Genomic DNA, 22,106 nt, shown 5'->3' with positions numbered 1-22,106 from the left:
GCACACTGTGGCAAGGCCCTAGTATTGTAGACACCTGTTAGCGTTACACTAACGCCTAACATGAGGTGATCACAAATGAGTGCGAAACGTTACACTGAAGAGTTCAAAATCGAAGCAACCAAGCAAGTCACGGAACGCAACTACAGGCTCAGCGAAGTAGCTACGAGATTAGGAGTTTCAGAGCCGACTCTTCGCAACTGGGTTAAGAAATATGGCTCCGCGAGCTCTCAACATCATACGATTAATGATCAGCAGGAAGAGCTCCGTAAACTCAAGGCTGAGCTTAGACGTGTCACTGAAGAACGAGACATATTAAAGGAGGCCGCAGCGTACTTTGCAGCCGAGTCAAAGAGAAGTACGCGTTCATAAAGTCACGACTTGATCAGTTCCCAATCGCAGCGATGTGCAGAGTGCTCGATGTTGAACGCAGCGGTTTTTACGCCTGGCGTAGGAACCCGGAGTCGAAACGCGCACAGGAAGATAAGCGCTTATTAACGAAGATCAGGCAGTTTTGGGCTGAGAGTGGATTTGTGTACGGCTACCGAAATATAACAAAAGATCTGAAGGATGATAACGAGCAGGTCGGGAAAAACCGAGTGCATCGTATTATGCGGCAGAACGACATCTCATCTCACCGGGGTTATAAGAAACACAGAGGCTTCAGTGGCGGGGATCTTAGTCTAGTGGTGCCGAATACGCTTGCTCGAGCGTTTGATGTTGACGCTCCCGATGAGGCTTGGGTGACCGACTTTACTTACATCCGAACTCACGAGGGTTGGCTATATCTGGCTGTTGTCATTGACCTATTTAACCGTCAAGTCATCGGCTGGAGTATGAAGAACAATCCTCGGGCAGAGCTGGTCATCGATGCGCTTATGATGGCTCTTTGGCGTCGGCAACCCAAAGGAACTGTTCTGATCCACTCCGACCAAGGTGTTCAATACACTAGCAGCGACTGGCGTACCTTCTTAAAGGACCACGGTTTAGAAGCCAGCATGAGTCGACGCGGGAACTGTCACGATAACGCCGTCGCCGAGAGCTTCTTCTCGAACCTCAAAACCGAGCGGATCAAGCGCAAAATCTACCCAACACGGAATGAAGCAAGAGCGGATATCTTTAATTACATCGAGCTGTTCTACAACTCATCGCGCCGTCACGGCAACAATAATGGGATGTCTCCAGCTCAATATGAAGAGCAGTATTTACAAAAGCTGGCAGCTGTCTAGGAAACTAGGGCCTTGCCAAGCTTCAGTCCCAGGTGATGTGGACCTTTCTGCTAGTTTTCTTGATCTTATTTAACAACGAGTTTTTGTATCCATAATATTTAAACGCTCTCTGAAGGATGATCTCCATCGTGGTTAGCCATCGTTCAGGAAATACAAACTCGTCGTTACGGGTAGTACAGGGCACTCTGGTTACATTTGCACCCCAAAAGGATCGCAGCATCAAGGGCAGAGGTTCATGAGGTGTGCAGAGTTGAAACTTTGGTAATCGTTTTCACAGCTTTATTGCTATGTATATCCTGAATTATCCTCTCCCATGACGAGTGCATGATCTGATTGACGACTTCAGAATGTTGAGTTTCACAGGCAACAGCGTCATGTATTGGTAACGTGAATATATCTTTGGCTACAGCCTGAAGCATTACATCCTTTAGGATCAGTCCCTCGTAATTCATTGCATAAACTCCAAACCCTGAATGCAACTCGACACCTTTAAACCTTTTCTGGAATGCTTCACTGATCTTCTCTGACGCTTGGTGAGAGACTCGTTCTGACAGTGCTGCCCCTTTTGCTTCTTCAAGGCTGCAACAGTTCATAGCTACTGTCATAAAGCCTTTGACTTCTTTTCTACTAACACCTGCTATTTCTGCTAACTCTGCATAAGGGTCTAAACCTTCGTATGGCTTGCCAAGATAGGCTAGATAAATTCTCAGATGGTTGGCATTAAAGTCTACTTCAGCGATAGGGTTGCCATTAATCAGGGTGCGTAGACGTATCTCATAATCTCTGGACGGTAAGTTCTGGAAAGGTGTTATCAATCTACCAACAGTAAAAGGGTTTCCATTAAATGTTTGTCTGATCGGGGCTTTTAGCGTCCACGACTGATGCCTAGCAAACTCGTTAATAGTGATGATGTCTTTTACATCTTGGTGGTCATCACTCCACTTGAAATCTTTAAACGCTTCGTCAGGTTTATTGATCTTCAGGTGCTTTGAACTGGGCACTATGTTTTGCTCTACGAATGGTGAGAACTTAACAAGCTGCATGGCAAGTGATCTTGTCGGATAGTAGTGATCTTCTACGTTTCCTTTCTCAAAAGATTCACCAGTATTTTTGAAGACAAGACCAGCTTCAACCAACAGATTTAAGATTGCTCCAGTTATCCTCTCGCTTTTATAGATATGACATTGATTTGGTCGATACTTCCACTGACCTGATGCGGTAAGTTTGTTTGACGCTGCTATACAGAGCCATAGCCTTGTAATGACACAGCGTGAAAGGTTAAGCATTATCTGCTCGTAGACGGCTCTGTAAGCCTTCTGATAGGTTTTCTGCTTAGGTGCTGGGATTTGTATTAGGTCGTTTAAAAGCTCGTCAAACTGCCCCTGCAAGCCACTGGATGGAGCGAGATACAGATCATTAGGAAAGGTGTGTGTTTTGCCTCGTTCGCTAACTGGTTTCTCTTTACCTTCCTCTATTAGGCGAAGTAGCTCAGTGTCTAGAGATGTTATGCACATAGGGACGGAAGTGGTGACTGCAGAGTCTACATCACAACCTTCATTCTTCTTATGTCCCATGAACCACACCCCTTTGATACGTGTTAAGGCATTATTCTATCGATGTGAACGATCTCATCAATTGATGCTTTTTACTGTTACAAGACACAGATAAAGAGAACGGTAATCATCAACCTTCTACGTGAACATCAATCTGAATACACGACACAAAAACAGTTAACGTTAAGGTATTTGAAGTTATTATAAAAAAGCCTTTAATATCAATGATTTACGTTTAATGAAATGGTGTTAGTAATTGATGTTTTGGGGCTTAATGTTGTTCGGAGGGATGTTTGAAGTTGTAGTAAAAGGGTGATTAAAGATCACTAGTTTTAATGTTTTACTACGCAGAAGAGGGTATCACAAATGGACCAAAAAGTCAATTTTAGTGCTGTTCTGGCTGTCGTGTTTAGGGGCTAAATAGGGTGCTGCACTGACACACACTTCTTCAGTATGTCAGCGCAGATTGTGCAGCGTGATACCCGCTTAAGCATACTTCTTCTTGCTGGTCGTGTTGCTACGTAACTTCTCACTGTCCTTAGTTTCTGATCAGTCCAGTAGTCGCGCCAAGTTAGTTAATATTTGGTGAGGGTATTTTTGTAGTCTATGGATTGACCTGTGACGGCAGTTACTAGAATTAATTTTTATAAATTCACCTAACTTGTATCTGACAAGCAGCATACGCAATAGAAGAGGTGCTTTCCCCACCCCCGCCCCTATATAGACCCCGCCCTGATCTTCTCTCGACCTAGATCAAGATGTAATGCAGTTAACGTAACGCTTCTCAGATAGTCTTACAGAGCCTTACAGGAGGAATTATGAAACCTGCCAGAGCAGATGATGATGGTGTGTCATGTAGCCTACTGAGGCATGACAAAGGGGTGTTGTAGAAAGTGTAGACAAACTGACGCTCTTGAAGGTGAACCGAGGGTATGTAAGTATTTGATTCTAGGTTCTGACAAGTGCCATTGGAGTCTGTAGAGGGACATGAGCCTGCCGCTTAGGCACTCACTGACCGCCATATAAACAAACAGCCCCGCAGATGCGGGGCTTTTTGTTGATTGGGCTGTAGATTTGAACCCGAGAAGAGGGTTCGACAAATTGCGAGAGCAATTTGGACCGCCGAAGGCGCCCGCAGGGGCATTTCGGCCACGAGCCGAAATGAGTCAATCCCTCCCTGACCGCCATATAAACAAACAGCCCCGCAGATGCGGGGCTTTTTGTTACGGCAGTTCTGTACGAGCGATGCAGCTCTTAATGCGTTGTCAGTGCTGATGGCCACCAACACCGTGCGCGTGGCCATGCGCAATCTCTTCTGCTGTGGCATCGCGTACGTCGACCACCTCGATCTCATAGCCTAGAGTCTGGCCGGCTAGCGGGTGGTTGGTATCGATAGTTACCATCTTTAGGCCCGGCTTCACAACGGTCACCTGACGCATGCCTTGCTCCGTCTTTACAACTGCTATCATGCCCGGTTTCCAGCTACGCTGACCTTTGGGAAGGCCCTGCAGATGTTTCATTGGTACACGAATCTCTGAATCGGGCTGACGTTCGCCATGCGCCTGATCGGGGGAGAGCGTTAGGGAGAAACGGTCTCCTACGCTTTTGCCCTCGAGCTCTGCTTCTATCGCAGCAAGCATTCCGTTGTGGCCATGTAGGTAGGCCATAGGGTTGGTTTCTCGATTGGTCTCGATTTGATTGCCGTCAGCATCTGACAGGGTATAAAAAAATTGCACAACTTTATCTTTGCTGATCTGTGACACCGGCAGCTCCTTGGTCGGTTAGATATGAGTGCGCCGAGTATCCGATGTGCGGCAGCCTTTGGCAAGTGGGCTATTGAAGGGGGGGCGACCCTAATAAGCGTTCGCGCGAGATCGACGGGGTTCAGCGGTTTATTGAGAACTGCATTCGCTCCGGCTCGACTGATCGCCTCAGTCTCCTGCCCCAGTGTCGCTGCCGTTAGTCCGATAATCGGCCGCTCGGTACCTTGACGACGCAGTTCCGCCGTCAGCTCTACACCGCTCATTTTTGGCATGAAAATATCGGTGAGCACTAAGTCTGTTTGACTCTCATTGTATACTTTCAACGCCTCTAGCCCATTTTTAGCGATTCTGACTTTGACGCCATAGTCGCTTAGCATGATTGCAGTCATCTCAAGGATCGCGTTGTCGTCCTCTACCAGCAGAACACTCAAGCCGGGAAGGACTGCATTTGGGTCCTCGGATTGTTCTGTCGTTAGGTCGGATTCGGTGGCCAACTCAGCATCCCATTCTAGGATGAAGCTCGCGCCTGAGTTTGCGTTGGGTTTTAAACTGAGGTTTCCGCCCATCAACTCAGCAATGGTTTTACAGACATGCAAGCCAAGACCGCTACCATTGAATGTCTCTTCACCTCGCTCGTAGGGTTTGAAAAGACGCTCAATCTCATCAGCCGATATACCTCTGCCATCATCGCTGACTTCAAGTGTTAAGTGCGCGCGACTTGCGGTTGACTTCTCAACCTGTACGTTAAGGTCCACAACTTTGCTGTGAGCGTGGATGACTGCATTTCTGACAAGATTGGAGATCAGTTGTTTTAGAGGTCCGACGGGCAACCTAAGCAAGATATTTGATAGCTGCTGGTAGTTCGAGCGTAGCTTTATATTGTGCTCATCAGTTAGTGTCTTAAGAACACTAATTTGTGAACTGATCAGATCGCTCAGCATCACTGTTCTGAGTTGAGCGTTGGCGATGTGCTCGGGTTGTGAGACGGTGCGCAGCGTATCGATCACATCAATTAACTGGTCCAATGTGTTATTGAACAGCGCTTTATCAATGCTGTTTTGGTGGCGCGCTGCGTTCTCCATCTGCATTTTAAGAATACTGGCAAGGGTGCGCAGCTCATGGCCAATCACTGCACACATTGGACTCTCAGAGTTGGTTTTATTCTCTCAACAAGATAACAGCCAGTAAGCGTGAATTTCTAGAAGAAAATCTCACTACTTTAGAACTTCAGATAATTTTACCAGTTGATTGTTAGATGCAATCAGCCGCTCGGCGGTCACTCGCATGTGCTCAGCTGTAACCTCACAGCAGCCGCCGATAAGGCGTGCGCCCTTGTCTACCCAGCTCTGAGACAGCTCAGCATACACTTGCGGAGTGATATCGGATCGTTCGCCCAAAAGTGCCACTGAGTTGCCGGCGGCTAGCGCTTCGATCGATATAAAGCCGTTGGCGTAGGCTCCAAACGGCAGATTGAAGTGTGTGATGTGAGGGAGCGCAATGTTGATATCTTCTGGCGCGCTGCAGTTTAGCCAGATTCCGTTCGGGCTGTAGGGTAGACATACCTCAATAGCATGCTCAAGGCTTTCGCCTGACCTCAGCTTGCCGTTGGGTTCAACGCGAAACCCTAGTGCGTAGGGCAGGCCGGTTTCAGTGGCAGCGGCACAGGCGGCACGTGCTTCCGTACTGTTTGACATGGTTTCAATAAGTAGCAGATCCAGGTCTGCCTGCAATTCGCAGATTTGCTGGAACTCGGGCAGCATGGAGTCAAAGCTGCGGGGAGGGTCGGGGAGATAACTGCCGTGCAGTGGAGGCAGGCAGCCGGCGCGTTCAACATCCGAACTGCTCAGTGCAATCGCCTCATTCATAGCCTGTTTTGCTTGGACAAAGATCTGGTTACCCAGCTCAGCGATACCGGCACCTGCCAGCCGTGTGGGCGTGGCGGTGTAGGTGTTTATTGTCAGTGTACGGCAGCCCGCTTCGATGAAGTCTGCGTGAACCTCAGTCACAATCTCTGGCTGCTTCAGAAGAACCTCCACAGACCAGAGACGGGCATCTGGCTTGCCAGCGCGTTTGTAGATCTCTTGACCCGTACCGCCATCCAAAAAACCGATCTGTGCCATCTTACTGCTTAACCTCAGGTGAGAGTCATTGTTGGGTTAACGTTGGCTAGGATACTAAACGACGGGGTAGATTGATGCGAACCTCTTTTGTCGTTAGCCTGCGATATCTGAGAACTTTGAACCGGGAGAGCAGAATGAGTGCAGCGAGACCTTTAGCCGGGATTCGTGTGGTGGAGATGAGTCACATGATTATGGGGCCATCCTGCGGTATGTTTCTCGCCTTTATGGGTGCTGAGGTGATCAAGATCGAGCCACCCGGTGGTGACAAAACTCGGGACCTTAGCGGTATGGGGCGGGGCTTTTTTCCGACCTTTAACCGCGGCAAAAAGTCGGTCACCTTGGATATTAAAACGTCTGAGGATCGGGACAAGCTGCACAAACTGCTCGAGGGTGCAGACGTATTTGTTGAAAACTTCCGCGATCAGCGCGCTTACCGCATGGGAGAGTGGAAGTATCTCAAGGTTGATGAACATGAGTATCTCTTCAATGTGGTAAACGATGCTCGCGAGCGGGCGAATCAGGCGCAGAATCAGCCTGAACGACTCAAATCGATGCGTGAGACCTGGTTGGAGTGGAATGAGGGCATTCCTGCCATACCCGAGGATGCCAGCGTTAGTTTGGGTTATGGTCGCGCGGATATGCCGCAACGCTGACCCTAGGTTTGATACACAATGGGCCGATTCAGTGCTAAGAGCTGAATTGGCCTTTTTTATCTCTATTGTTCTAGTTGTGAATGCCTCACAATCATGGAGTTATGCTCTTAACCGGACTATGGTACAGACACTAGCTAGGTTCCCCCGCGGGCTGCTCCGGTGCGATACACAGGAATGAGATGATCGAGCGATTAAAGCGCGAAAAGGCGACCATTATGGTTGTTGAAGATGACCCAACGACTGAGCAGTCTCTGATCGACTGCCTGTCGGATCTTGGGAACGTCGTGACATTCTCCAATGCTGAGAATGCACTCAATTTTGTGTCGCGCGGAGGTCGAGTCGATCTTGTGATTGCGGACATCGTGCTTGGCCAAATGAATGGTATCGAACTGTGCGAACGTCTATCCGAGCACTTCAGTGGCGACCAGTTTGTACCGGTTCTCTTTTACAGCGCCTTTGCTGACTCGTCGATGGAGCGTTTAGCCTATCAGGCGGGTGGTCTAGATTTCATTGAAAAACCGATGAGTTTTGCGCGCTTGCAGTTGCGTGTGCACTCTTTCCTTCAAATCAGTAAGCGGTTTAACAGCCTGCGCTCCCGCCTGGCGCTTGATCCTTGTACAGGTCTAATGCAGCGAGTTAGGCTGGTTGAACGCGGATCCATTGAGTTGATTAAACGCTTGTTTAGCCATGCGCGTACAGTTCTACTGTTGATCAATATTGATGGCATGGCGGTAATCAATTCACGGGTGGGCTATCGTAAAGGCGACAGCCTGCTTGAGCTTCTGGCTCAGAACTTGCTAGATATCGCCGAGGGGACTGATAGTCCAGAGATGCTGTTGGGTCGGCATATGGCGGATCAGTTTATGGTGTTGATTCCGGCTTGCTCAAACGATGGAGTCGAGTCCGATACAGGGAAAGTTTTGTCGCAATTGCAGCACAAACTCGATCTTATCGATGCGGAATATGGTCAAGTTCGAATCTATGGCGCTTGCAGCTCAATAGTACACAACGATGATCTGCGGGTTGACCGTGGCGGTGCACAAGAGGTGATCCACGAGTTGCTGCGCGCTGCGGAGTTACAGAGCAAAGTTGCGAAGGCTGCGCATAATAGCCTCGCATTTACAGAAATTACTAATATAAACGATTGAACAGGTGTCAGTAGTGATAAAGCACCGGGAGTTAAACGAGAGTGGCAGATAAGAAGCCGGAAAAGGCGGTAGAAGTGGTCGAGGAAGCGCAGGATGATAAACGCTTCCAAAACCTTATAGTTGTCGCAATTGGCGCATCCGCGGGTGGACTTGAGGCGATTACTTCTTTGTTGCGTGCCAGTAAACCCAATGGGTATATCGCGTTTGTAATCGCGCAGCACATGGCGCCGCAGCACCGATCTGTGTTGGTAGAGTTGCTTTCGAAAGATTGTGAGTATCGCGTGGTCGGTGCAACTGAGGGTGCACTTATCAAACCCGATACCGTTTACGTGAACACACCGAATACCGACATTGTCGTCAAAGATGGTCACATTCATCTGAAGGTACCAACGACGGATGTAGGGGCGAAACCCTCGATTGATAAGCTGTTTAACTCTGTCGCCGAAGCCTTTGGTAATCAGGCTATCGGTATTGTGCTCTCGGGTACGGGCTCTGACGGTACTCAGGGCTGTCGTGCGATTCGCGACGCTGGCGGCATCACGATCGTGCAAAATCCTGAAACCGCGAAGTATGACGGTATGCCGAATTCAGTTATTCGTGCTCGTACGGCCGATTTGATTCTGAGCCCGGAAGAGATCGCTGCCTACCTACCAGAGTTGCATAAGCACCCCGCTGGGCTGCCGAGCTCCAAGGAGGATGAGGCCAGCACTGGTGAGGTTGTCTCAATGGATGGCATCATTGATCGCGTCTTTACCGTCACGGGCGTCGACTTCAGACAATATAAAAAGGCGACGCTGGAGCGTCAGTTGCAGCGAAGAATAAGTGCGTTACGTTTGAACTCTATTGAGGAGTACTTCTGCCATATCGATGGTGATCCCGAGGAGTTGGAGATCCTGCAACGTAGTTTCCTGATCTCCGTTACCGGGTTCTTCCGTGATGCGGAGGCGTTTGCCTCGCTGGGTACCGTGATTGATAACGTGATCGAGCAAGCAGCTGAGACACGCATTATTCGTATCTGGGTACCTGCCTGTGCGACCGGCGAAGAGGTCTACTCTATAGCCATTATGTTGGCCGAGAGGTTGGGCCCAACGCTGCGTGGTTATGAAGTGAAGATCTTTGCGACCGACATTGATGACATTAGCCTTGAGGTGGCGCGTCACGCCGCTTATGTTGATGCCGTCATCGAGCATCTTGATGAGCGTGTGTTGTACAACTACTTCGATCGAGAGGGCACTAAGTATCGGGTTAAGAAATGGATTCGCGACATGTGTATGTTCGCACGCCATGATCTGATCAAAGATCCGCCGTTCCTCAAAATGAATCTAATAAGCTGCCGTAACTTAATGATTTACCTAAGTTCTCAGCTTCAAAATCAGCTAGTGAATAACTTCCATTACGCGCTGACCCCTGGCGGTTTCTTGTTCATGGGTAAGTCTGAGTCTATCAGTACAACCGGTGACAAGCTGTTTGAAGTTGTCAGCAAAACCAACAAAATCTTCCGCCGCAAATCGGGTGTTGTCTCGTATGGCCGCTTTGGGGCCTCTTTTGCTACGAAGATGAGTCATGGTGATTCAGCTGCAAGTAAGACGATTGCTCCGGTATCTCGCTTAGCTGAACGAGTGCGCGGTGTTCTGGTGGATACCTTCGCTCCACCTACAATCCAGTTAAACGATGCATTCCAACCAATGGAGTATTTCGGTGATGTCTCTGCGTACTTGCAGATACAGCCCGGAAAGGCATATTTCGATATCGTTAGCCTTGCCAGTCCCCAACTTCAGACTGAAGTGCGAGCGCTGGTCAACCGTTGTTCGCGCAGCGACGCAGAGAAGGTTGAGCACATGGTGCGCTTCCGTTTCCCGAATGAGGAGACCGCCGCGTCGGTAAATATCATCGTGCGTAAGTTGCTCGACACAGTGACTGATTCGCATATCTATCTGATGACCTTCAAGCGCTTGGAGTCAACGAGCTCGAACGCTACGCTGCGTGCTGAGTCGATTACTCCAGAGGATATCCGCGCGCTAACGGAGTTGGAAGAGGAGCTCGATCGTACTCGTGACCACTTGCAGGCCGTCATCGAAGAGTTGGAAACCTCGAACGAGGAGTTGCAAGCGCTCAACGAAGAGTTGCAGGCCTCAACTGAAGAGCTGCAAGCCTCTAACGAAGAGCTTGAAACTACCAACGAAGAGCTGCAGGCAACCAACGAAGAGTTGACCACCGTCAACGACGAATTGCAGGCTAAATCGATACTGCTGACAGATACGAACGAGACGCTCAACAATATCCAGCGATCGCTCGATATGGGGCTTATCGTTGTGGATGTCGACCATCGCGTTACGCGCTTTACACCGCAGACTGTTCGTCTGTTCGGTATATTGCCAGATGACATTGGTCACAAGCTCACCAAACTGCCCAAGCACATCGAGATCGATGATTTGGGTGCGTTAATCGATTCGGTAATCAGTACCGGTACGCCAGTGCGCCGTCAGATCGAGCGTCCGGGTGAGAAATATCTGATGAATATATCTCCATACCGTCGTGACCAAGGGGTTATTTCAGGTGCGGTACTGACCTTCACCGAGACCACCAAACTCAGCGAGTCTCAGGACCGTGCTGATTATATACAGCACTTGCTGCAGACTGTCGGTTCGGTTATGGACGACGGTGTTTTGGTCACCAGTCGTGGTATGATTGATGTGCTCTTTGTGAGCTCTCGTCTAGAGGATTTTCTGCAGCGTAAGTCTGAAGTGTTGACTCGAGACCCGGAGACTTTCCTAGATGTGGTGCATAACGAAGACCGTGAACGTGTGGTTGCGCAGTATCGTGACCATGATGCTATAGGTTGGGACATCACTTATCGCCTGAAGCGTCGTGATGGTTCGATTGTCAAGGTACGCGATCGGGCAGTCCTGATGGAGAATAAAGAGACAAGCGGCGCCGATGAAATGGTCAGTCTGTTGCAGTTGGTTGAAGAACAATAAAAAGGAGAGTAACGATGAAGAAGAGTATCTTGGCATTAGGTTTGTCTCTGGTAGCGAGCATCGCAAGCGCAGCAGAGTACAAGCTGGCCATTCAGGTGAGCGATAACGATCCGCAGAAGATGAATATTGCACTGAATAATGCTCAGAACGTGCAGAAGCACTATGAATCTCAGGGCGATAGCGTCAAGGTAGAGATTGTCGCTTATGGTCCGGGTCTGCAGATGTACACGATGAAGAGTCCGGTCAAAGATCGCATCGATGCACTCTCTCTCGACGATAACTACACCTTCGCAGCCTGTGGTAACACGCTCGCTAAGATGGAGAAGAAGGCTGGCAAAAAAGTCGCCTTACTCGATGGTACGACAATGACCGCCTCAGGCGTCGTACGCTTAATGGAGCTTCAGTCTCAGGGCTACGCCTACGTTCGTCCGTAAACGCTCTTGCTCGCGCGGAGGGTGCACAGTTTTAAGCATCCTTCGCCACTCTCTCTGCTACTTTTCCCGCCACTCTCATCGCGATACTGCGTTTCGTTGCAAAAACTTATCTTATTTCGTAGATTGACCTGCTGCAGTTTAAATAAAAGTCATAAATGTCTCGAAGTTGGCTTGCATCTTGCTTAAGTCTCGTTTTATGAACAATTATCGGATTGATCATGCAGGTACTCATTGTTGATGACAGCTCCGTAAGTCGGGAGCACCTTGGACACCTCGTGCGTGAGGCTGGGTACTCTGCGCTTATGTTTGAGTCAGCGGAGAAGCTGCTTAGCTGGAGCGAGTTTCACGGTTTGGAGAGTACCTTAATCCTTATGGACTGGGTGATGCCAGAGCTCCAGGGCCCTGAACTTTGCCGCATGATCCGCGCCGATTCTCCTGATGCGAACACCTATATCATCATGGCGTCTGCCAAATCCGAGAGTGCTGATATCGCTGAGGGTTTAGGGGCCGGCGCTGATGATTACATTAGTAAGCCATTTGTACGCCAGGAGGTCATTGCTCGTCTTGAGGTCGGTATGCGAACGGTCGAGCTGCGTGCCGAGCTGAAAGAGACGGAGAGGAAACGGCTAATTGCCGAGCGCTATGCAGGTGTGGGCCAGCTTGCAGCGGGTGCTGCGCATGAGATAAATAATCCTTTGGGTTTTCTAAAGAGTAATCTGTCGCTATTGCAGAGTGACTTGCCGCGTCTACTGGACTTAATGAGAAGGTTCATGGACCCGTCTGAGTCTGTTGAAGCAACCAGGTCTGCGCTTGCGTCCTCAGAACTCAATGAGATCATTGAGGACTACGCTGATATGCTGCTCGATATGCGTCTGGGTGTGGATCGAATTTGCGCTATTGTTGACAGTCTGCGAGCCTTTACAGCCGAGTTGCCGCTTACTCGACCTGATATCGATTTGGTCGGCCTCATTAAGGAGTTAGCCGGCGACAATGTAACTTTGGATCTTCAATGTAAAGGTCGTGTTAGTGGCGATCGAGTACAGCTTAAGCAGTCCATACAGGCGCTGCTCGACAACGCTGCCTGGGCCACGCGAGAGGGTGGTGATGTTACGCTCAGCCTGAGTGAAGCCCAGGGGAAGGTTAGACTGGTTATCAGCGATACTGGCTGTGGTATCGAGCCGAGCAACCTCAGCCGAATAGCTGACCCCTTCTTTACGACACGACCGGTTGGCGAGGCTCTAGGAATGGGGTTGAGCCGAGCAGAGGCGGTTATTCGAGGTCACGGTGGGGACATACGAATTTCAAGCCGACTCGGGTCGGGAGCGCGCGTGATTGTGGAGTTACCAAGCCGGTGAACGGCAAATGCATCGCCCGTGAGCAAGATTGGCTCGGCACAGTCGCTGTTTATGATGATGGCAATCGTCGCTTCCTGAGCTTTGGCGATGAGGATGAACAGAGTTGCATCCTGAAGGCGAATCCGTCCCATCCGCAATATCCGTTCATTCGCTCCATGCTGCTACCTTTACTTTATGTCGAGCCCAAACGGGTGCTCTGTTTTGGTTTAGGAGCCGGTTCGCTCAACTCAGCAATGGCTGCAGCCTGTCCTGGCGTGAAGCAGGAGGTCGTAGAGTTGCGGCAAACGGTGGTCGACTTCGCTTACAAATACTTTTATCTGCCACGCTCAAAAGCGATGAATCTTGTGGTTCAGGATGCTGCAGATTATGTCGAGGAACCGATCGGGAAACGTTTCGATCTGATCTTCTCGGATCTGTATGATGCTCAAGGGCTCTGTGTAACTCAGATTGACGACCGTTTTTTGCAAGCTTGTATTGAGCGCCTACAACCCAAAGGGTGGCTAGTGCTCAACTGTTGGCAGGAGCATCGAGCAGATCAGGTGCTCGATCTGCTGGATAAGCAGTTTGAGCACCTATTTACCTCGACCACACCCGATGGTAACTGGTTGCTCTTTGCCACACATCATATGCCCGCTCTGAGTCAGAAAGCCTATAAGGAGAGGGCGCGAATATTGAGTGATCAGTTGGGTTTTTCGCTACTTTCGTTCGCTAAACGGATGAAGCCAGTATCTCGGTAATCCTGTGGGAGGGATCTGGCGAAGCCCGACGTGCGGCTGTGCCGCAAACCCCCTTACGCTGGAAGGATCGGTCGGGAAATGCGCTGCGCGCACATCCCTCCTACTTGATTAGGCCTATCTCCCTGAGACGCTGTTCCAGGTATTCGCCCGCTGTGTAGCGCTCACTGAGGCGCACCTCTTTACGTGGATGCACGAACATCGGGATGGAGTAGCGTGAGACGTTTGCACCGCTATCTGGGTTCACTACGCGATGAGTCGTCGACGGGAAGTAACCGCCACTCGCCTCTTGTAACATATCGCCGGTGTTAATGGTGATCATCCCCTGACCACCGGTTACTGGGAACCAGTTACCCTGCTTGTCTTTCGCTTCGAGGCCGGGCTGTGAGCCCGAGACGAGTAGGGTGATCAGGTTTATATCCTCGTGAGCGGCTGCTCGGACGGCACCAGGCTCAACTTCACCCTCGATGGGTGGGTAGTGCAGCACTCGCAGCAGAGACTGTTCGCTACCGGCGATCATCTTATCCAGTGATTCGAAGAAGTTGTTGGTCACTGCGTCGGGTGTATATGTCTGTATCCAGTTGAGGAGCTCACTACCCAAGGTCTGTAGGTCGGCGTAGAAGGCGCGAGTTTCGGCCTCTACACCTGTGGGTACTTTGCCCCAGGGGTAGACGTGATAGAACTCTTTCAAATCCTTGGCTGGAGCATCCTTGGCATTCTCACTACGAAACGGAAAATAACCGTCCTGCTTGCTCGGCTCAAAGGTGTAGTTATGCTTCTCCTGGCCTGCAAAAAAGTCCGCCCAAAGCTTATAGAAAGCGTCGATGCGCTCTGGCGTGATCGGGCTGTTTTTCAGCACAGCAAAACCAGATTCATGCAGTGATGTGACCAGATCATCACCCGCGGTCATGGAGTTGTAGTCAACCTGTTTAACGTTCATAGCCCTCCTTCTGGGCTCAGCTTATTGAGGGCTGTGCAGCCATAAATTGTTTTACTTCATCAAGGCTTGGAATTGCATCCGCTGTCCCTTTGCGGGTCACCTGCAGCGCTGCAGCTGCCAGTGCCTGGTGCATAGCTGTGCGCATACTGACACCATTTGTCAGAGAGGCGAGCATAAAGCCTAAAAATGTATCTCCCGCCCCGGTAGTGTCAACAGCCTCTACTTTCGGAGACGGGAGCGACCAGTCGCCATCCTCACCGATATAGCGAGCGCCATCAGCGCCAAGCGTGATAACCAGATGGGGTACCGGTATTTTATCCAGTGGGCAATCCAGTGCGCTTGCTAGAGCCGCCGCCTCTATTTGATTAACGATAAGAAGATCGGTGTGGGGCAGAAGCGCTAGAGCGGTCTCAGCGACAAAGGGTGCAGCGCTGTAGCAAACATTCATACCTCTAGATTTTGCTTGCTGTAGAAACTGGCTAACGTTATTCGTCTCGTTTTGCGCCAGAGCCCAATCACCTGCGCTGGCCTGTGCCAGCGCCATATCAATCTGAGCGCTGGCGATCTGTTGGTTGGCGCCCGGATTAATAATGATCTGATTCTCGCCACTCTCCTGATCGACCAATACCACCGCCGAGCCACTCGCCTTTGCATCTGTAGCGACCTGATCTAAACAGACGCCCGCACGCTGTAACGGTGAGATAAAGTGCTCATCGGGTGCCGCCATTCGACCGATATGCAGTACCTGCGCGCCACCCAGTGCCAAAGCTAGACTTTGATTCGCACCTTTGCCGCCGAGGCAACAGAGGTAATCCTGTGCTGTGAGGGTTTCACCTGGAGCAGGAAAGTGACCCAGGCGAAAGATGTGATCGATATTGATTGAGCCAAGATTGAATACGCGCACAAGGATTCCTTTTCAGATTCTGTTGGCTCAGATTACTGCAAAAGAGCTTCGGCTTAAACGCTAGGCTGGTAGATCCGGGTTGGATTTTGCGAATGAGTTAGCCTGCATTACACAGCTTCGTAGCAAGACGCTGAACACGAGGACCAAAGACCAGGATTACTGAGAATGCGATCGGCCATGCCACCAGGTAGGCAGCGCCCCAACGAATCACGAAACCCTCACTAAAGCCCGTGTTTACCGCAGTGATTACGAAGGTCATTATAGTTACCATAACGAGACTCATAAGAATGGACTGGATAAGGGGTGTAAATCTAGGATGAAACATTGGGTTTCCCATTAATTAGTAATTCCTAATGTATTAATTATGCCAGTGTCGAACGCCGATTCCTAGAATGAAATCTTTTGCGCTGTCGGAGATAAAACATGTGTGGACGCTACAATCTTTTGGATAGTGAGGCGGTGCGAGAACTGCTGGACGGGCTTGGGCTGCAGACCCAGGGTAAGCGGTTGCCTGAAGCCATTAATATCGCTCCGACTGAGCAGGTTCCGGTGGTTGTGAGAGCCCAGAGCGAGACTGGCTTGGAACCCATGCGCTGGTGGTTAACCCCTGCCTGGGCAAAGCAGCCCGATACACGATACTCCATGTTCAATGCGCGTTCAGAGACACTAGCAACCAGTCCGGCGTTCAAGCCATCGCTGCATCATCAGCGCTGTATTTTTCCGATGTCGAGCTTTATCGAGTGGCGTAAAGAGGGTGAGATAAAGCAACCCTATCTGGTGGAGTATCAGGAGGGGGCAATGGCGGTTGCAGGTCTTTGGTCGCATTGGCAGGGACTGGAGACTGAATTTTACAGCTGTACGATGATAACCACACAAGCCGTTGTGGGTTTTCAGCCATTTCATACACGCCAGCCTGCCTGTTTAGGGTTGGATGAGGCGCAGCAATGGCTCGATCCTAATATCGAGGGGCGAAAGCTAATGCATCTTCTGCGTCCGCAACTGCCGCAGCCGCTACGGGTACGTGCGCTGGACCCGGCTATTAATTCAAGCCGTTACAAGGCGGGCTTGAATCTCCTAAATCGACCCGAAACGCGGATAGAGCGTAGTTAAGTAGTACTTAATTGCAAAAAGTATCTTTTTTAGGGTTTTGAGAACTAGAACCTAATTGGCTGTTTCGGCGATAATTTGCGTTAAACCACTTTTGAGGCGCAACCGTGGAAGAGATCGAAAATCCATCAACGTATCAACAACTGCGTAACGATATTTTAGAGGGTGAGATAGAGCCTGAATCGAAGTTATCCATCGCTGTTCTTGCCGAGCGCTATGGTTCGAGCGCAGCCCCGGTACGAGAAGCCTTATCTCGTTTGGCGGCCGAGGGGCTAGTAACGCGTCGTGGTCAGCGCGGTTACTGGGCTGCACCAATCTCTGCAGAGGAGTTTGTTGAGGTTTCACGCCTACGAGAGATGCTCGAAGTAGACGCTTTCAGACAGTCGATTGAGCTAGGTGATCTGGACTGGGAGGCGCGTATTGCAGGAGCCCGTCACCGCGAGCTAGCCGTGCGCAAACAAACTGATCTAACAGACAGTGAAGCGGCTGTGCAACGCACGCGCGAGAATCGCCGCTTTCATATGGCGCTGATAAGCGGTTGTCCATCGCAGTGGCAGTTGCGCTTTATCTCGACACTCTATGATCAATCCGAGCGCTTTCGTCGACTCTCCTTAAGTCATGCCGTAGAGAGTAACGTTAAACCGCAGGTGGATGAGCATGAGCAGATTATGCACGCCGCCTTCAAGCGTGATGTGAAGACGGCTTCGGAGTTGTTGCGCCTGCATATAGTGCATGCAAATCAACAGGTGATGCAGACGCTTTTTCCAAATAGCTAAGGTTGGCTCAAGAGCCAACCTACTGGGTTCTTGAGCCAGTCGGTCGCCTCTTGAGTCGAAACTCTTTCGTTAACGAATTTCGATACGGCGAGGTTTCATCGCTTCAGGAATCTCGCGCACCAAATCAACGTGCAGGAGGCCATCAGCAATAGTCGCGCTCTCGACCCGCACATGGTCAGCGAGTTGGAAACGACGCTCGAAGTTACGCGCCGCGATGCCCTGGTAGAGGTACTGGCGCTCAACCTGCTCCTCGGCTTTCTTGCCGCGAATCACTAGGTTGCCGCTCTCACTCAGTATCTCAAGTTCATCTTGTGAAAAACCGGCAACCGCCATGCTGATACGGTAGGCGTTCTCACCGGTCAATTCGATATTGTATGGCGGATAACTTGGCTGTTGCTCGTTGCGGCTGGCTGCATCGAGCATATTCGCTAGACGGTCAAAACCGATTGCAGAGCGGTAAAGCGGAGAAAGGTCAAAATTACGCATGGTCATATCCTCAATTCAAAGCAATATGTATATATCTTCAGTTGTTGCGTTACCCCTAAGGCCTAACGCGATTAACGGACAGTGCTTACGCCCCTGCCTCATAGAAAGATATGGGTATGGGTAATTCGGATTTCAAGTCTGTTAGTTGATGCGATCAGTGAGTCTCGTTGAACTGGTCGGGATCGTTAGTGATCGCAACATCAACATTGGATGATGGAATCTTGTAATCGTAGACCCGCTCCCAGCCGTTTGACTCTGGGTGGCGTTCCCATACTGTGCCGGCGTTGTACTCCAGCAGTGGCGCGAGTGAGTCGTCGATCTGCACGAGCCGTTCCAGTGGAATTGGAATCATGTTGACCTGCTCGTCGGCGAGAAAGGCCTCGTCCTCGTAGCCCGTGAATAGACGCCATCCGGTGTCGTTGAGGTGCTCGGGAACGGTCTTGTACATGAAGCGCACCGGCAATTTTTCGTCGATCACGAGACGAGACATGAGGGCCAGATAACCGTTTTTGGTCTGGTTGGTTTCACCCTGCTGGGGCTTGCTCGCTTCGTTTTGGTTCATGGGGCACTCCTTAACTGACGGGCGCCCATTCTAGCATGTGAGTTGGCCGGTGTTAGGCCCTATGCCGACTCATCCTGCTTTTCAATGAGTTCCGAGCGCAGAATTTTGCACTCTTTGGGTGCTTCTATAGCCAGCTTCACCTGGCCGCCGCTAATCGATACCACACGAATTTTAATGTCATCGCCAATAACGACAGTGTTCTTGCGGAGGTCACGAGTAATGCTCAACATGACTTAGTCCCTTTGCGTGTTGAATGATCGAGATTCTCTCTTCCTGAGAGGTTAAGCAAGTATTAGACCAGTTTGGATCGCTAAGCGTAATCAGATTTTTTCTTAAATTCACACAGATCTTCAACCAAACAGGCCCCGCAGCGTGGCTTACGAGCAACACAAACGTAACGCCCATGTAAAATTAACCAATGGTGGGCATCTACTAAGAACTCTTTGGGCACCAAGCGCAGCAGGCGCTTCTCAACTTCCAGTACATTTTTGCCGGGTGCTATGCCAGTGCGATTAGAGACTCGGAAAATATGCGTATCTACGGCCATCGTCGGTTGTCCAAACGCGGTGTTCAGCACCACATTAGCTGTTTTGCGACCCACACCGGGTAGTGCCTCGAGTGACTCTCTATCCTCCGGCACCTCGCCGTTATGAAGTTCCACCAACATATGGCAGGTTTTCATCAGGTTCTCAGCTTTGGTGTTAAAAAGGCCGATGGTTTTTATCTTCTCTTTTAACCCGTCGATGCCGAGATCGATAATGGCCTGCGGTGTATTAGCGATGGGGAAGAGCTTGCGCGTCGCTTTGTTGACGCCGACGTCAGTCGCCTGGGCTGACAAGAGCACAGCGGCCAGCAATTCGAAGGGGGTACTGTACTCGAGCTCGGTTGTGGGTTGGGGATTGTCTGCACGCAGGCGCTCGAAGATCTCGGTGCGTTTTTGCTTATTCACGAGATATGCCCCGTTACCCGCACGCGTTTATTGCCCTTAACGCCCTGGTGTGGAGGGAGGGCGCACTCTAGCGCTTTGCGTTTAGCCTCTATTCGCGCGTCGATCACATTCTTGATCGCTATCAGCAGACCGAGTGCGACAAACGCACCCGGCGGCAGTATGGCGAATAGGAACTGCGGATAGTCGACGGCTATCACCCAGTGCCAATCACGGGCAGCTTCACCGAAGAGTAGCTGCATGTTGGCAAACAGGGCGCCGGTGCCGACAAGTTCGCGAAGTGCACCCAAAAGCACCAGCACGATCAGAAAACCAATCGACATGGACAGGCCATCGACCAGTGACTCGCGCACTGGGTTGCGTGATGCGAAGGCGTCCGCTCGCCCCATGATGATGCAGTTAGTCACGATCAATGGGATGAAGATTCCAAGAATCAGATAGAGATCATAGGTGAGCGCCTGCATCAGAAGCTCGATCGCTGTTACCAGCGCGGCGATGATCATAACGAATATCGGCAGACGCACAGATTCCGGAACCAAATTGCGAAACAGTGAGATCGCCAGGTTGGAACCTGTCAGAACGATGAGCGTTGCAATACCCAGTCCCAGCGCGTTAACAACCGAATTAGTTACAGCTAACAGTGGGCATAGCCCCAGTAGTTGTACCAGTGCCGGGTTATTATCCCACAAGCCTTGCTTGATCAGTTTAGCGTTTTCAGTGCTCATTCCGCTCCTCCTGTCTGGGGGGTAACCGGGGCAAGTAGCAGCGCACGATTCGCCTCAAAGTAGTCAAGTGCTGTAGCTGTCGCATCGACGATGGCGCGCGGCGTTATGGTTGCGCCGGTAAACTGATCGAACTCGCCTCCATCTTTGCGTACCGCCCAGCGAGGGTCGTCACTTCCATCACGTGAGCGACCGTTGAAGCTGAGAATCCAGTCTGATTTTGCCAGCTCGATATTGTCACCCAGTCCCGGTGTTTCCCGATGCGTGACTACACGCACACCACCCACGGATCCGTCCCTGTTGACGCCCACTAGCAGGTCGATATCGCCGGAGTAACCCTCAGATGTGCGCACAGGCAAGATAACACCGCTCACCTGACCCGCTTCAATCGCTTGGTAAGCGATTTGTTGCGCGCTGTGCCCAAGGCTGTCTGGGGATAGCTGGAGTTGATGCTGATAGAGTTCAGGATCAATGGATGAAGGGTAGATCTCAAACAGCGCTCGCGCAGCCGCCGCAGCCTGGTTAGCAGCGATCTGCTCTCTGGTGTTCACTTGAGTAATAGCAATAATACCCGCAGACAGGATGGCAAACAGACTGATCCCCAGGCCACTGCGCCGTACCGCATCCAGCAATCTAGTTGGCTTTTCCGAAATCTCTTGCATCACTCTTCACCCCTTGGGCCTTTGCGGATCCCCTTGTGGCCGTATGTACGTGGTTGGGTGTATTGATCGATTAGGGGTGCGCTAAGGTTCATTAGCAGTACTGCAAAGGCGATCGCATCGGGGTAGTTGCCCCAAGTGCGGATTACAAAGACCAGTGCCCCGATGCCTGCGCCGAATACCAGCTTGCCACGCGTGCTCGTGGCTGACGAGACTGGGTCGGTAGCTATAAAGAATGCGCCTAGCATGGTTGCGCCCAAGGTCAGATGCGAGAGCGGATCAAGGTAGTTATCCGGATCGTACCCATAGAACAGCGCACTGAGTACCAGAAGGCTCAGGATCATGCTGATAGGAGTGTGCCAGGTAAAGACTTTCAAATAGAGCAGGGCGAGCCCGCCTGCTAACCAAGCCAGTGCTACGTACTGGTAAGCGGAGGCGATAGCGCTGAGCTCTGCGCCTGACCAGACTTCTGAGGTGGTTACACCGCTGCGGTTACGCAGTAGGTCGAGTGGTGTTGCGCCGGTGAGTCCATCTATACCTAAGCCAGTCGAAGTGGCGCCGCCGAAGATCAATGAAAGTGTCTGCGTGGCGCTGGCAAGCGTTTCGCCCGGTAAGACCCAGTTCGTCATTTGAACTGGGAAGGAGACCAGAAGTAGCGCATAGGCTACCATCGCGGGGTTGAATGGGTTGTTACCCAGCCCCCCATAAACCTGCTTTCCAAAGAGAATCGCGACCAGCATGCCGACGATCGCGACCCAGTAGGGTGCTGTGGGTGGAATTGCGACTGCTAGCAGTAGCGCTGTTACAACGGCACTGTAGTCGGACAGGTAAAAGCTCAGATTCTGTTTGCGAAGTCGCACAGCGGCTGCTTCGAACAAAAGGCCGAAACTTACACAGAGTAGGACCTGAATCAGGGTGCCCCATCCAAATAGCAACGTAAGCGCCGCTATACCCGGTACCATTGCCAGCACAACCTTCTGCATCACGCCAGCGGTGCTGTTGTTACGGGTGACGTGGGGGGAGCTCAAGCGTAGCAGCAT

At 50.9% G+C, this 22,106-nt stretch carries 23 protein-coding genes; 9 read left to right on the top strand and 14 right to left on the bottom strand.

Going from position 1 to position 22,106, the window contains the following annotated elements:
• Positions 1–75: 75 nt before the first annotated feature.
• A protein-coding gene (locus tag AC1WNR_RS08160) for an IS3 family transposase (RefSeq protein ID WP_481642738.1) occupies positions 76–1,226 on the top strand; the annotation gives its coding sequence in 2 pieces (ribosomal slippage) (positions 76–313 and positions 313–1,226; 1,152 coding nt in all).
• A gap of 233 nt (positions 1,227–1,459) precedes the next feature.
• Here AC1WNR_RS08160 and AC1WNR_RS08155 read toward each other — a convergent pair.
• The 4 genes from AC1WNR_RS08155 to AC1WNR_RS08140 all read right to left on the bottom strand — a co-directional run bounded on the left by AC1WNR_RS08155 (position 1,460) and on the right by AC1WNR_RS08140 (position 6,662).
• Entirely contained in the window at positions 1,460–2,800 is a 1,341-nt protein-coding gene (locus AC1WNR_RS08155) for a hypothetical protein (protein WP_481644012.1), read from the bottom strand.
• Between the two features lie 1,244 nt (positions 2,801–4,044).
• Positions 4,045–4,515: an FKBP-type peptidyl-prolyl cis-trans isomerase gene (locus AC1WNR_RS08150; RefSeq protein ID WP_481644011.1), complete on the bottom strand. Its 471-nt coding sequence runs from the start codon at positions 4,513–4,515 to the stop codon at positions 4,045–4,047.
• Complete coding sequence (locus tag AC1WNR_RS08145; RefSeq protein WP_481644010.1) at positions 4,404–5,681, bottom strand: sensor histidine kinase; 1,278 nt, start codon at positions 5,679–5,681, stop codon at positions 4,404–4,406. The genes AC1WNR_RS08150 and AC1WNR_RS08145 overlap by 112 nt, the downstream gene beginning before the upstream one ends.
• A 75-nt stretch (positions 5,682–5,756) precedes the next feature.
• Positions 5,757–6,662 (bottom strand): homocysteine S-methyltransferase family protein, encoded by a 906-nt coding sequence (locus tag AC1WNR_RS08140; protein WP_481644009.1) that lies wholly within the window; start codon positions 6,660–6,662, stop codon positions 5,757–5,759.
• 134 nt (positions 6,663–6,796) lie between these two features.
• Here AC1WNR_RS08140 and AC1WNR_RS08135 point away from each other — a divergent pair, with 134 nt between their 5' ends.
• The 6 genes from AC1WNR_RS08135 (at position 6,797) to AC1WNR_RS08110 (ending at position 13,967) form a co-directional block, all read left to right on the top strand.
• Entirely contained in the window at positions 6,797–7,315 is a 519-nt protein-coding gene (locus tag AC1WNR_RS08135) for a CoA transferase (RefSeq protein ID WP_481644008.1), read from the top strand.
• Positions 7,316–7,494: 179 nt separating this feature from the next.
• Positions 7,495–8,463: a response regulator gene (locus AC1WNR_RS08130; protein WP_481644007.1), complete on the top strand. Its 969-nt coding sequence runs from the start codon at positions 7,495–7,497 to the stop codon at positions 8,461–8,463.
• Positions 8,464–8,504: 41 nt separating this feature from the next.
• The gene (locus AC1WNR_RS08125) at positions 8,505–11,441 is read left to right on the top strand and encodes a chemotaxis protein CheB (protein ID WP_481644006.1); all 2,937 of its coding nucleotides are present in this window, start codon (positions 8,505–8,507) and stop codon (positions 11,439–11,441) included.
• A gap of 14 nt (positions 11,442–11,455) precedes the next feature.
• Complete coding sequence (locus AC1WNR_RS08120) at positions 11,456–11,875, top strand: DsrE family protein (protein ID WP_481644005.1); 420 nt, start codon at positions 11,456–11,458, stop codon at positions 11,873–11,875.
• Positions 11,876–12,093: 218 nt separating this feature from the next.
• A complete protein-coding gene (locus AC1WNR_RS08115; RefSeq protein WP_481644004.1) occupies positions 12,094–13,230 on the top strand; it encodes a response regulator in 1,137 nt (378 codons plus the stop codon).
• Positions 13,227–13,967: a spermidine synthase gene (locus AC1WNR_RS08110; RefSeq protein ID WP_481644003.1), complete on the top strand. Its 741-nt coding sequence runs from the start codon at positions 13,227–13,229 to the stop codon at positions 13,965–13,967. Before AC1WNR_RS08115 ends, AC1WNR_RS08110 begins: the two co-directional genes overlap by 4 nt.
• A 100-nt stretch (positions 13,968–14,067) precedes the next feature.
• Here AC1WNR_RS08110 and AC1WNR_RS08105 read toward each other — a convergent pair whose 3' ends face one another.
• The 3 genes from AC1WNR_RS08105 to AC1WNR_RS08095 all read right to left on the bottom strand — a co-directional run bounded on the left by AC1WNR_RS08105 (position 14,068) and on the right by AC1WNR_RS08095 (position 16,133).
• Entirely contained in the window at positions 14,068–14,904 is an 837-nt protein-coding gene (locus tag AC1WNR_RS08105; RefSeq protein WP_481644002.1) for an isopenicillin N synthase family dioxygenase, read from the bottom strand.
• 16 nt (positions 14,905–14,920) lie between these two features.
• Positions 14,921–15,808 (bottom strand): ribokinase, encoded by an 888-nt coding sequence (locus AC1WNR_RS08100; protein WP_481644001.1) that lies wholly within the window; start codon positions 15,806–15,808, stop codon positions 14,921–14,923.
• 97 nt (positions 15,809–15,905) lie between these two features.
• Positions 15,906–16,133, bottom strand: coding sequence for a DUF2798 domain-containing protein (locus tag AC1WNR_RS08095; protein WP_481644000.1), 228 nt, complete (start codon positions 16,131–16,133; stop codon positions 15,906–15,908).
• A 98-nt stretch (positions 16,134–16,231) separates the two neighbouring features.
• Between AC1WNR_RS08095 and AC1WNR_RS08090 the strand changes: the two genes are divergently transcribed.
• Positions 16,232–16,918: an SOS response-associated peptidase gene (locus AC1WNR_RS08090; RefSeq protein ID WP_481643999.1), complete on the top strand. Its 687-nt coding sequence runs from the start codon at positions 16,232–16,234 to the stop codon at positions 16,916–16,918.
• A gap of 104 nt (positions 16,919–17,022) precedes the next feature.
• Positions 17,023–17,691 (top strand): GntR family transcriptional regulator, encoded by a 669-nt coding sequence (locus tag AC1WNR_RS08085; protein WP_481643998.1) that lies wholly within the window; start codon positions 17,023–17,025, stop codon positions 17,689–17,691.
• A 69-nt stretch (positions 17,692–17,760) separates the two neighbouring features.
• On the opposite strand, the gene AC1WNR_RS08080 is transcribed toward AC1WNR_RS08085, so the two are convergent.
• The 7 genes from AC1WNR_RS08080 to rsxD form a co-directional block, all read right to left on the bottom strand.
• Complete coding sequence (locus tag AC1WNR_RS08080) at positions 17,761–18,177, bottom strand: Hsp20 family protein (RefSeq protein ID WP_481643997.1); 417 nt, start codon at positions 18,175–18,177, stop codon at positions 17,761–17,763.
• A gap of 154 nt (positions 18,178–18,331) precedes the next feature.
• Positions 18,332–18,739, bottom strand: a complete 408-nt coding sequence (locus AC1WNR_RS08075) for an immunity protein Imm33 domain-containing protein (protein WP_481643996.1) — start codon at positions 18,737–18,739, stop codon at positions 18,332–18,334.
• Positions 18,740–18,798: 59 nt separating this feature from the next.
• The gene (locus AC1WNR_RS08070) at positions 18,799–18,969 is read right to left on the bottom strand and encodes a carbon storage regulator (protein WP_481643995.1); all 171 of its coding nucleotides are present in this window, start codon (positions 18,967–18,969) and stop codon (positions 18,799–18,801) included.
• 80 nt (positions 18,970–19,049) lie between these two features.
• Positions 19,050–19,688 (bottom strand): endonuclease III, encoded by a 639-nt coding sequence (gene nth, locus AC1WNR_RS08065; RefSeq protein ID WP_481643994.1) that lies wholly within the window; start codon positions 19,686–19,688, stop codon positions 19,050–19,052.
• A complete protein-coding gene (locus AC1WNR_RS08060; protein WP_481643993.1) occupies positions 19,685–20,410 on the bottom strand; it encodes an electron transport complex subunit E in 726 nt (241 codons plus the stop codon). The genes nth and AC1WNR_RS08060 overlap by 4 nt, the downstream gene beginning before the upstream one ends.
• Positions 20,407–21,069, bottom strand: a complete 663-nt coding sequence (gene rsxG / locus AC1WNR_RS08055; protein ID WP_481643992.1) for an electron transport complex subunit RsxG — start codon at positions 21,067–21,069, stop codon at positions 20,407–20,409. Before rsxG ends, AC1WNR_RS08060 begins: the two co-directional genes overlap by 4 nt.
• Positions 21,069–22,106: an electron transport complex subunit RsxD gene (gene rsxD / locus AC1WNR_RS08050; RefSeq protein ID WP_481643991.1), complete on the bottom strand. Its 1,038-nt coding sequence runs from the start codon at positions 22,104–22,106 to the stop codon at positions 21,069–21,071. Before rsxD ends, rsxG begins: the two co-directional genes overlap by 1 nt.

Source organism: Marinobacterium marisflavi (assembly GCF_982447095.1).
Note: the sequence above shows the minus strand (reverse complement) of the source record. Positions and strands in the feature narration are given on the sequence as shown.

Coding starts and splice junctions, on each gene's coding strand:
- rsxD (WP_481643991.1), bottom strand. CDS start 22,106: ATGCTGCTACGCTTGAGCTCCCCCCACGTCACCCGTAACAACAGCACC.
- AC1WNR_RS08090 (WP_481643999.1), top strand. CDS start 16,232: ATGTGTGGACGCTACAATCTTTTGGATAGTGAGGCGGTGCGAGAACTG.
- AC1WNR_RS08105 (WP_481644002.1), bottom strand. CDS start 14,904: ATGAACGTTAAACAGGTTGACTACAACTCCATGACCGCGGGTGATGAT.
- AC1WNR_RS08070 (WP_481643995.1), bottom strand. CDS start 18,969: ATGTTGAGCATTACTCGTGACCTCCGCAAGAACACTGTCGTTATTGGC.
- AC1WNR_RS08155 (WP_481644012.1), bottom strand. CDS start 2,800: ATGGGACATAAGAAGAATGAAGGTTGTGATGTAGACTCTGCAGTCACC.
- AC1WNR_RS08115 (WP_481644004.1), top strand. CDS start 12,094: ATGCAGGTACTCATTGTTGATGACAGCTCCGTAAGTCGGGAGCACCTT.
- rsxG (WP_481643992.1), bottom strand. CDS start 21,069: ATGCAAGAGATTTCGGAAAAGCCAACTAGATTGCTGGATGCGGTACGG.
- AC1WNR_RS08145 (WP_481644010.1), bottom strand. CDS start 5,681: ATGTGTGCAGTGATTGGCCATGAGCTGCGCACCCTTGCCAGTATTCTT.
- AC1WNR_RS08135 (WP_481644008.1), top strand. CDS start 6,797: ATGAGTGCAGCGAGACCTTTAGCCGGGATTCGTGTGGTGGAGATGAGT.
- AC1WNR_RS08095 (WP_481644000.1), bottom strand. CDS start 16,133: ATGTTTCATCCTAGATTTACACCCCTTATCCAGTCCATTCTTATGAGT.
- AC1WNR_RS08140 (WP_481644009.1), bottom strand. CDS start 6,662: ATGGCACAGATCGGTTTTTTGGATGGCGGTACGGGTCAAGAGATCTAC.
- AC1WNR_RS08080 (WP_481643997.1), bottom strand. CDS start 18,177: ATGCGTAATTTTGACCTTTCTCCGCTTTACCGCTCTGCAATCGGTTTT.
- AC1WNR_RS08075 (WP_481643996.1), bottom strand. CDS start 18,739: ATGAACCAAAACGAAGCGAGCAAGCCCCAGCAGGGTGAAACCAACCAG.
- AC1WNR_RS08060 (WP_481643993.1), bottom strand. CDS start 20,410: ATGAGCACTGAAAACGCTAAACTGATCAAGCAAGGCTTGTGGGATAAT.
- AC1WNR_RS08130 (WP_481644007.1), top strand. CDS start 7,495: ATGATCGAGCGATTAAAGCGCGAAAAGGCGACCATTATGGTTGTTGAA.
- AC1WNR_RS08120 (WP_481644005.1), top strand. CDS start 11,456: ATGAAGAAGAGTATCTTGGCATTAGGTTTGTCTCTGGTAGCGAGCATC.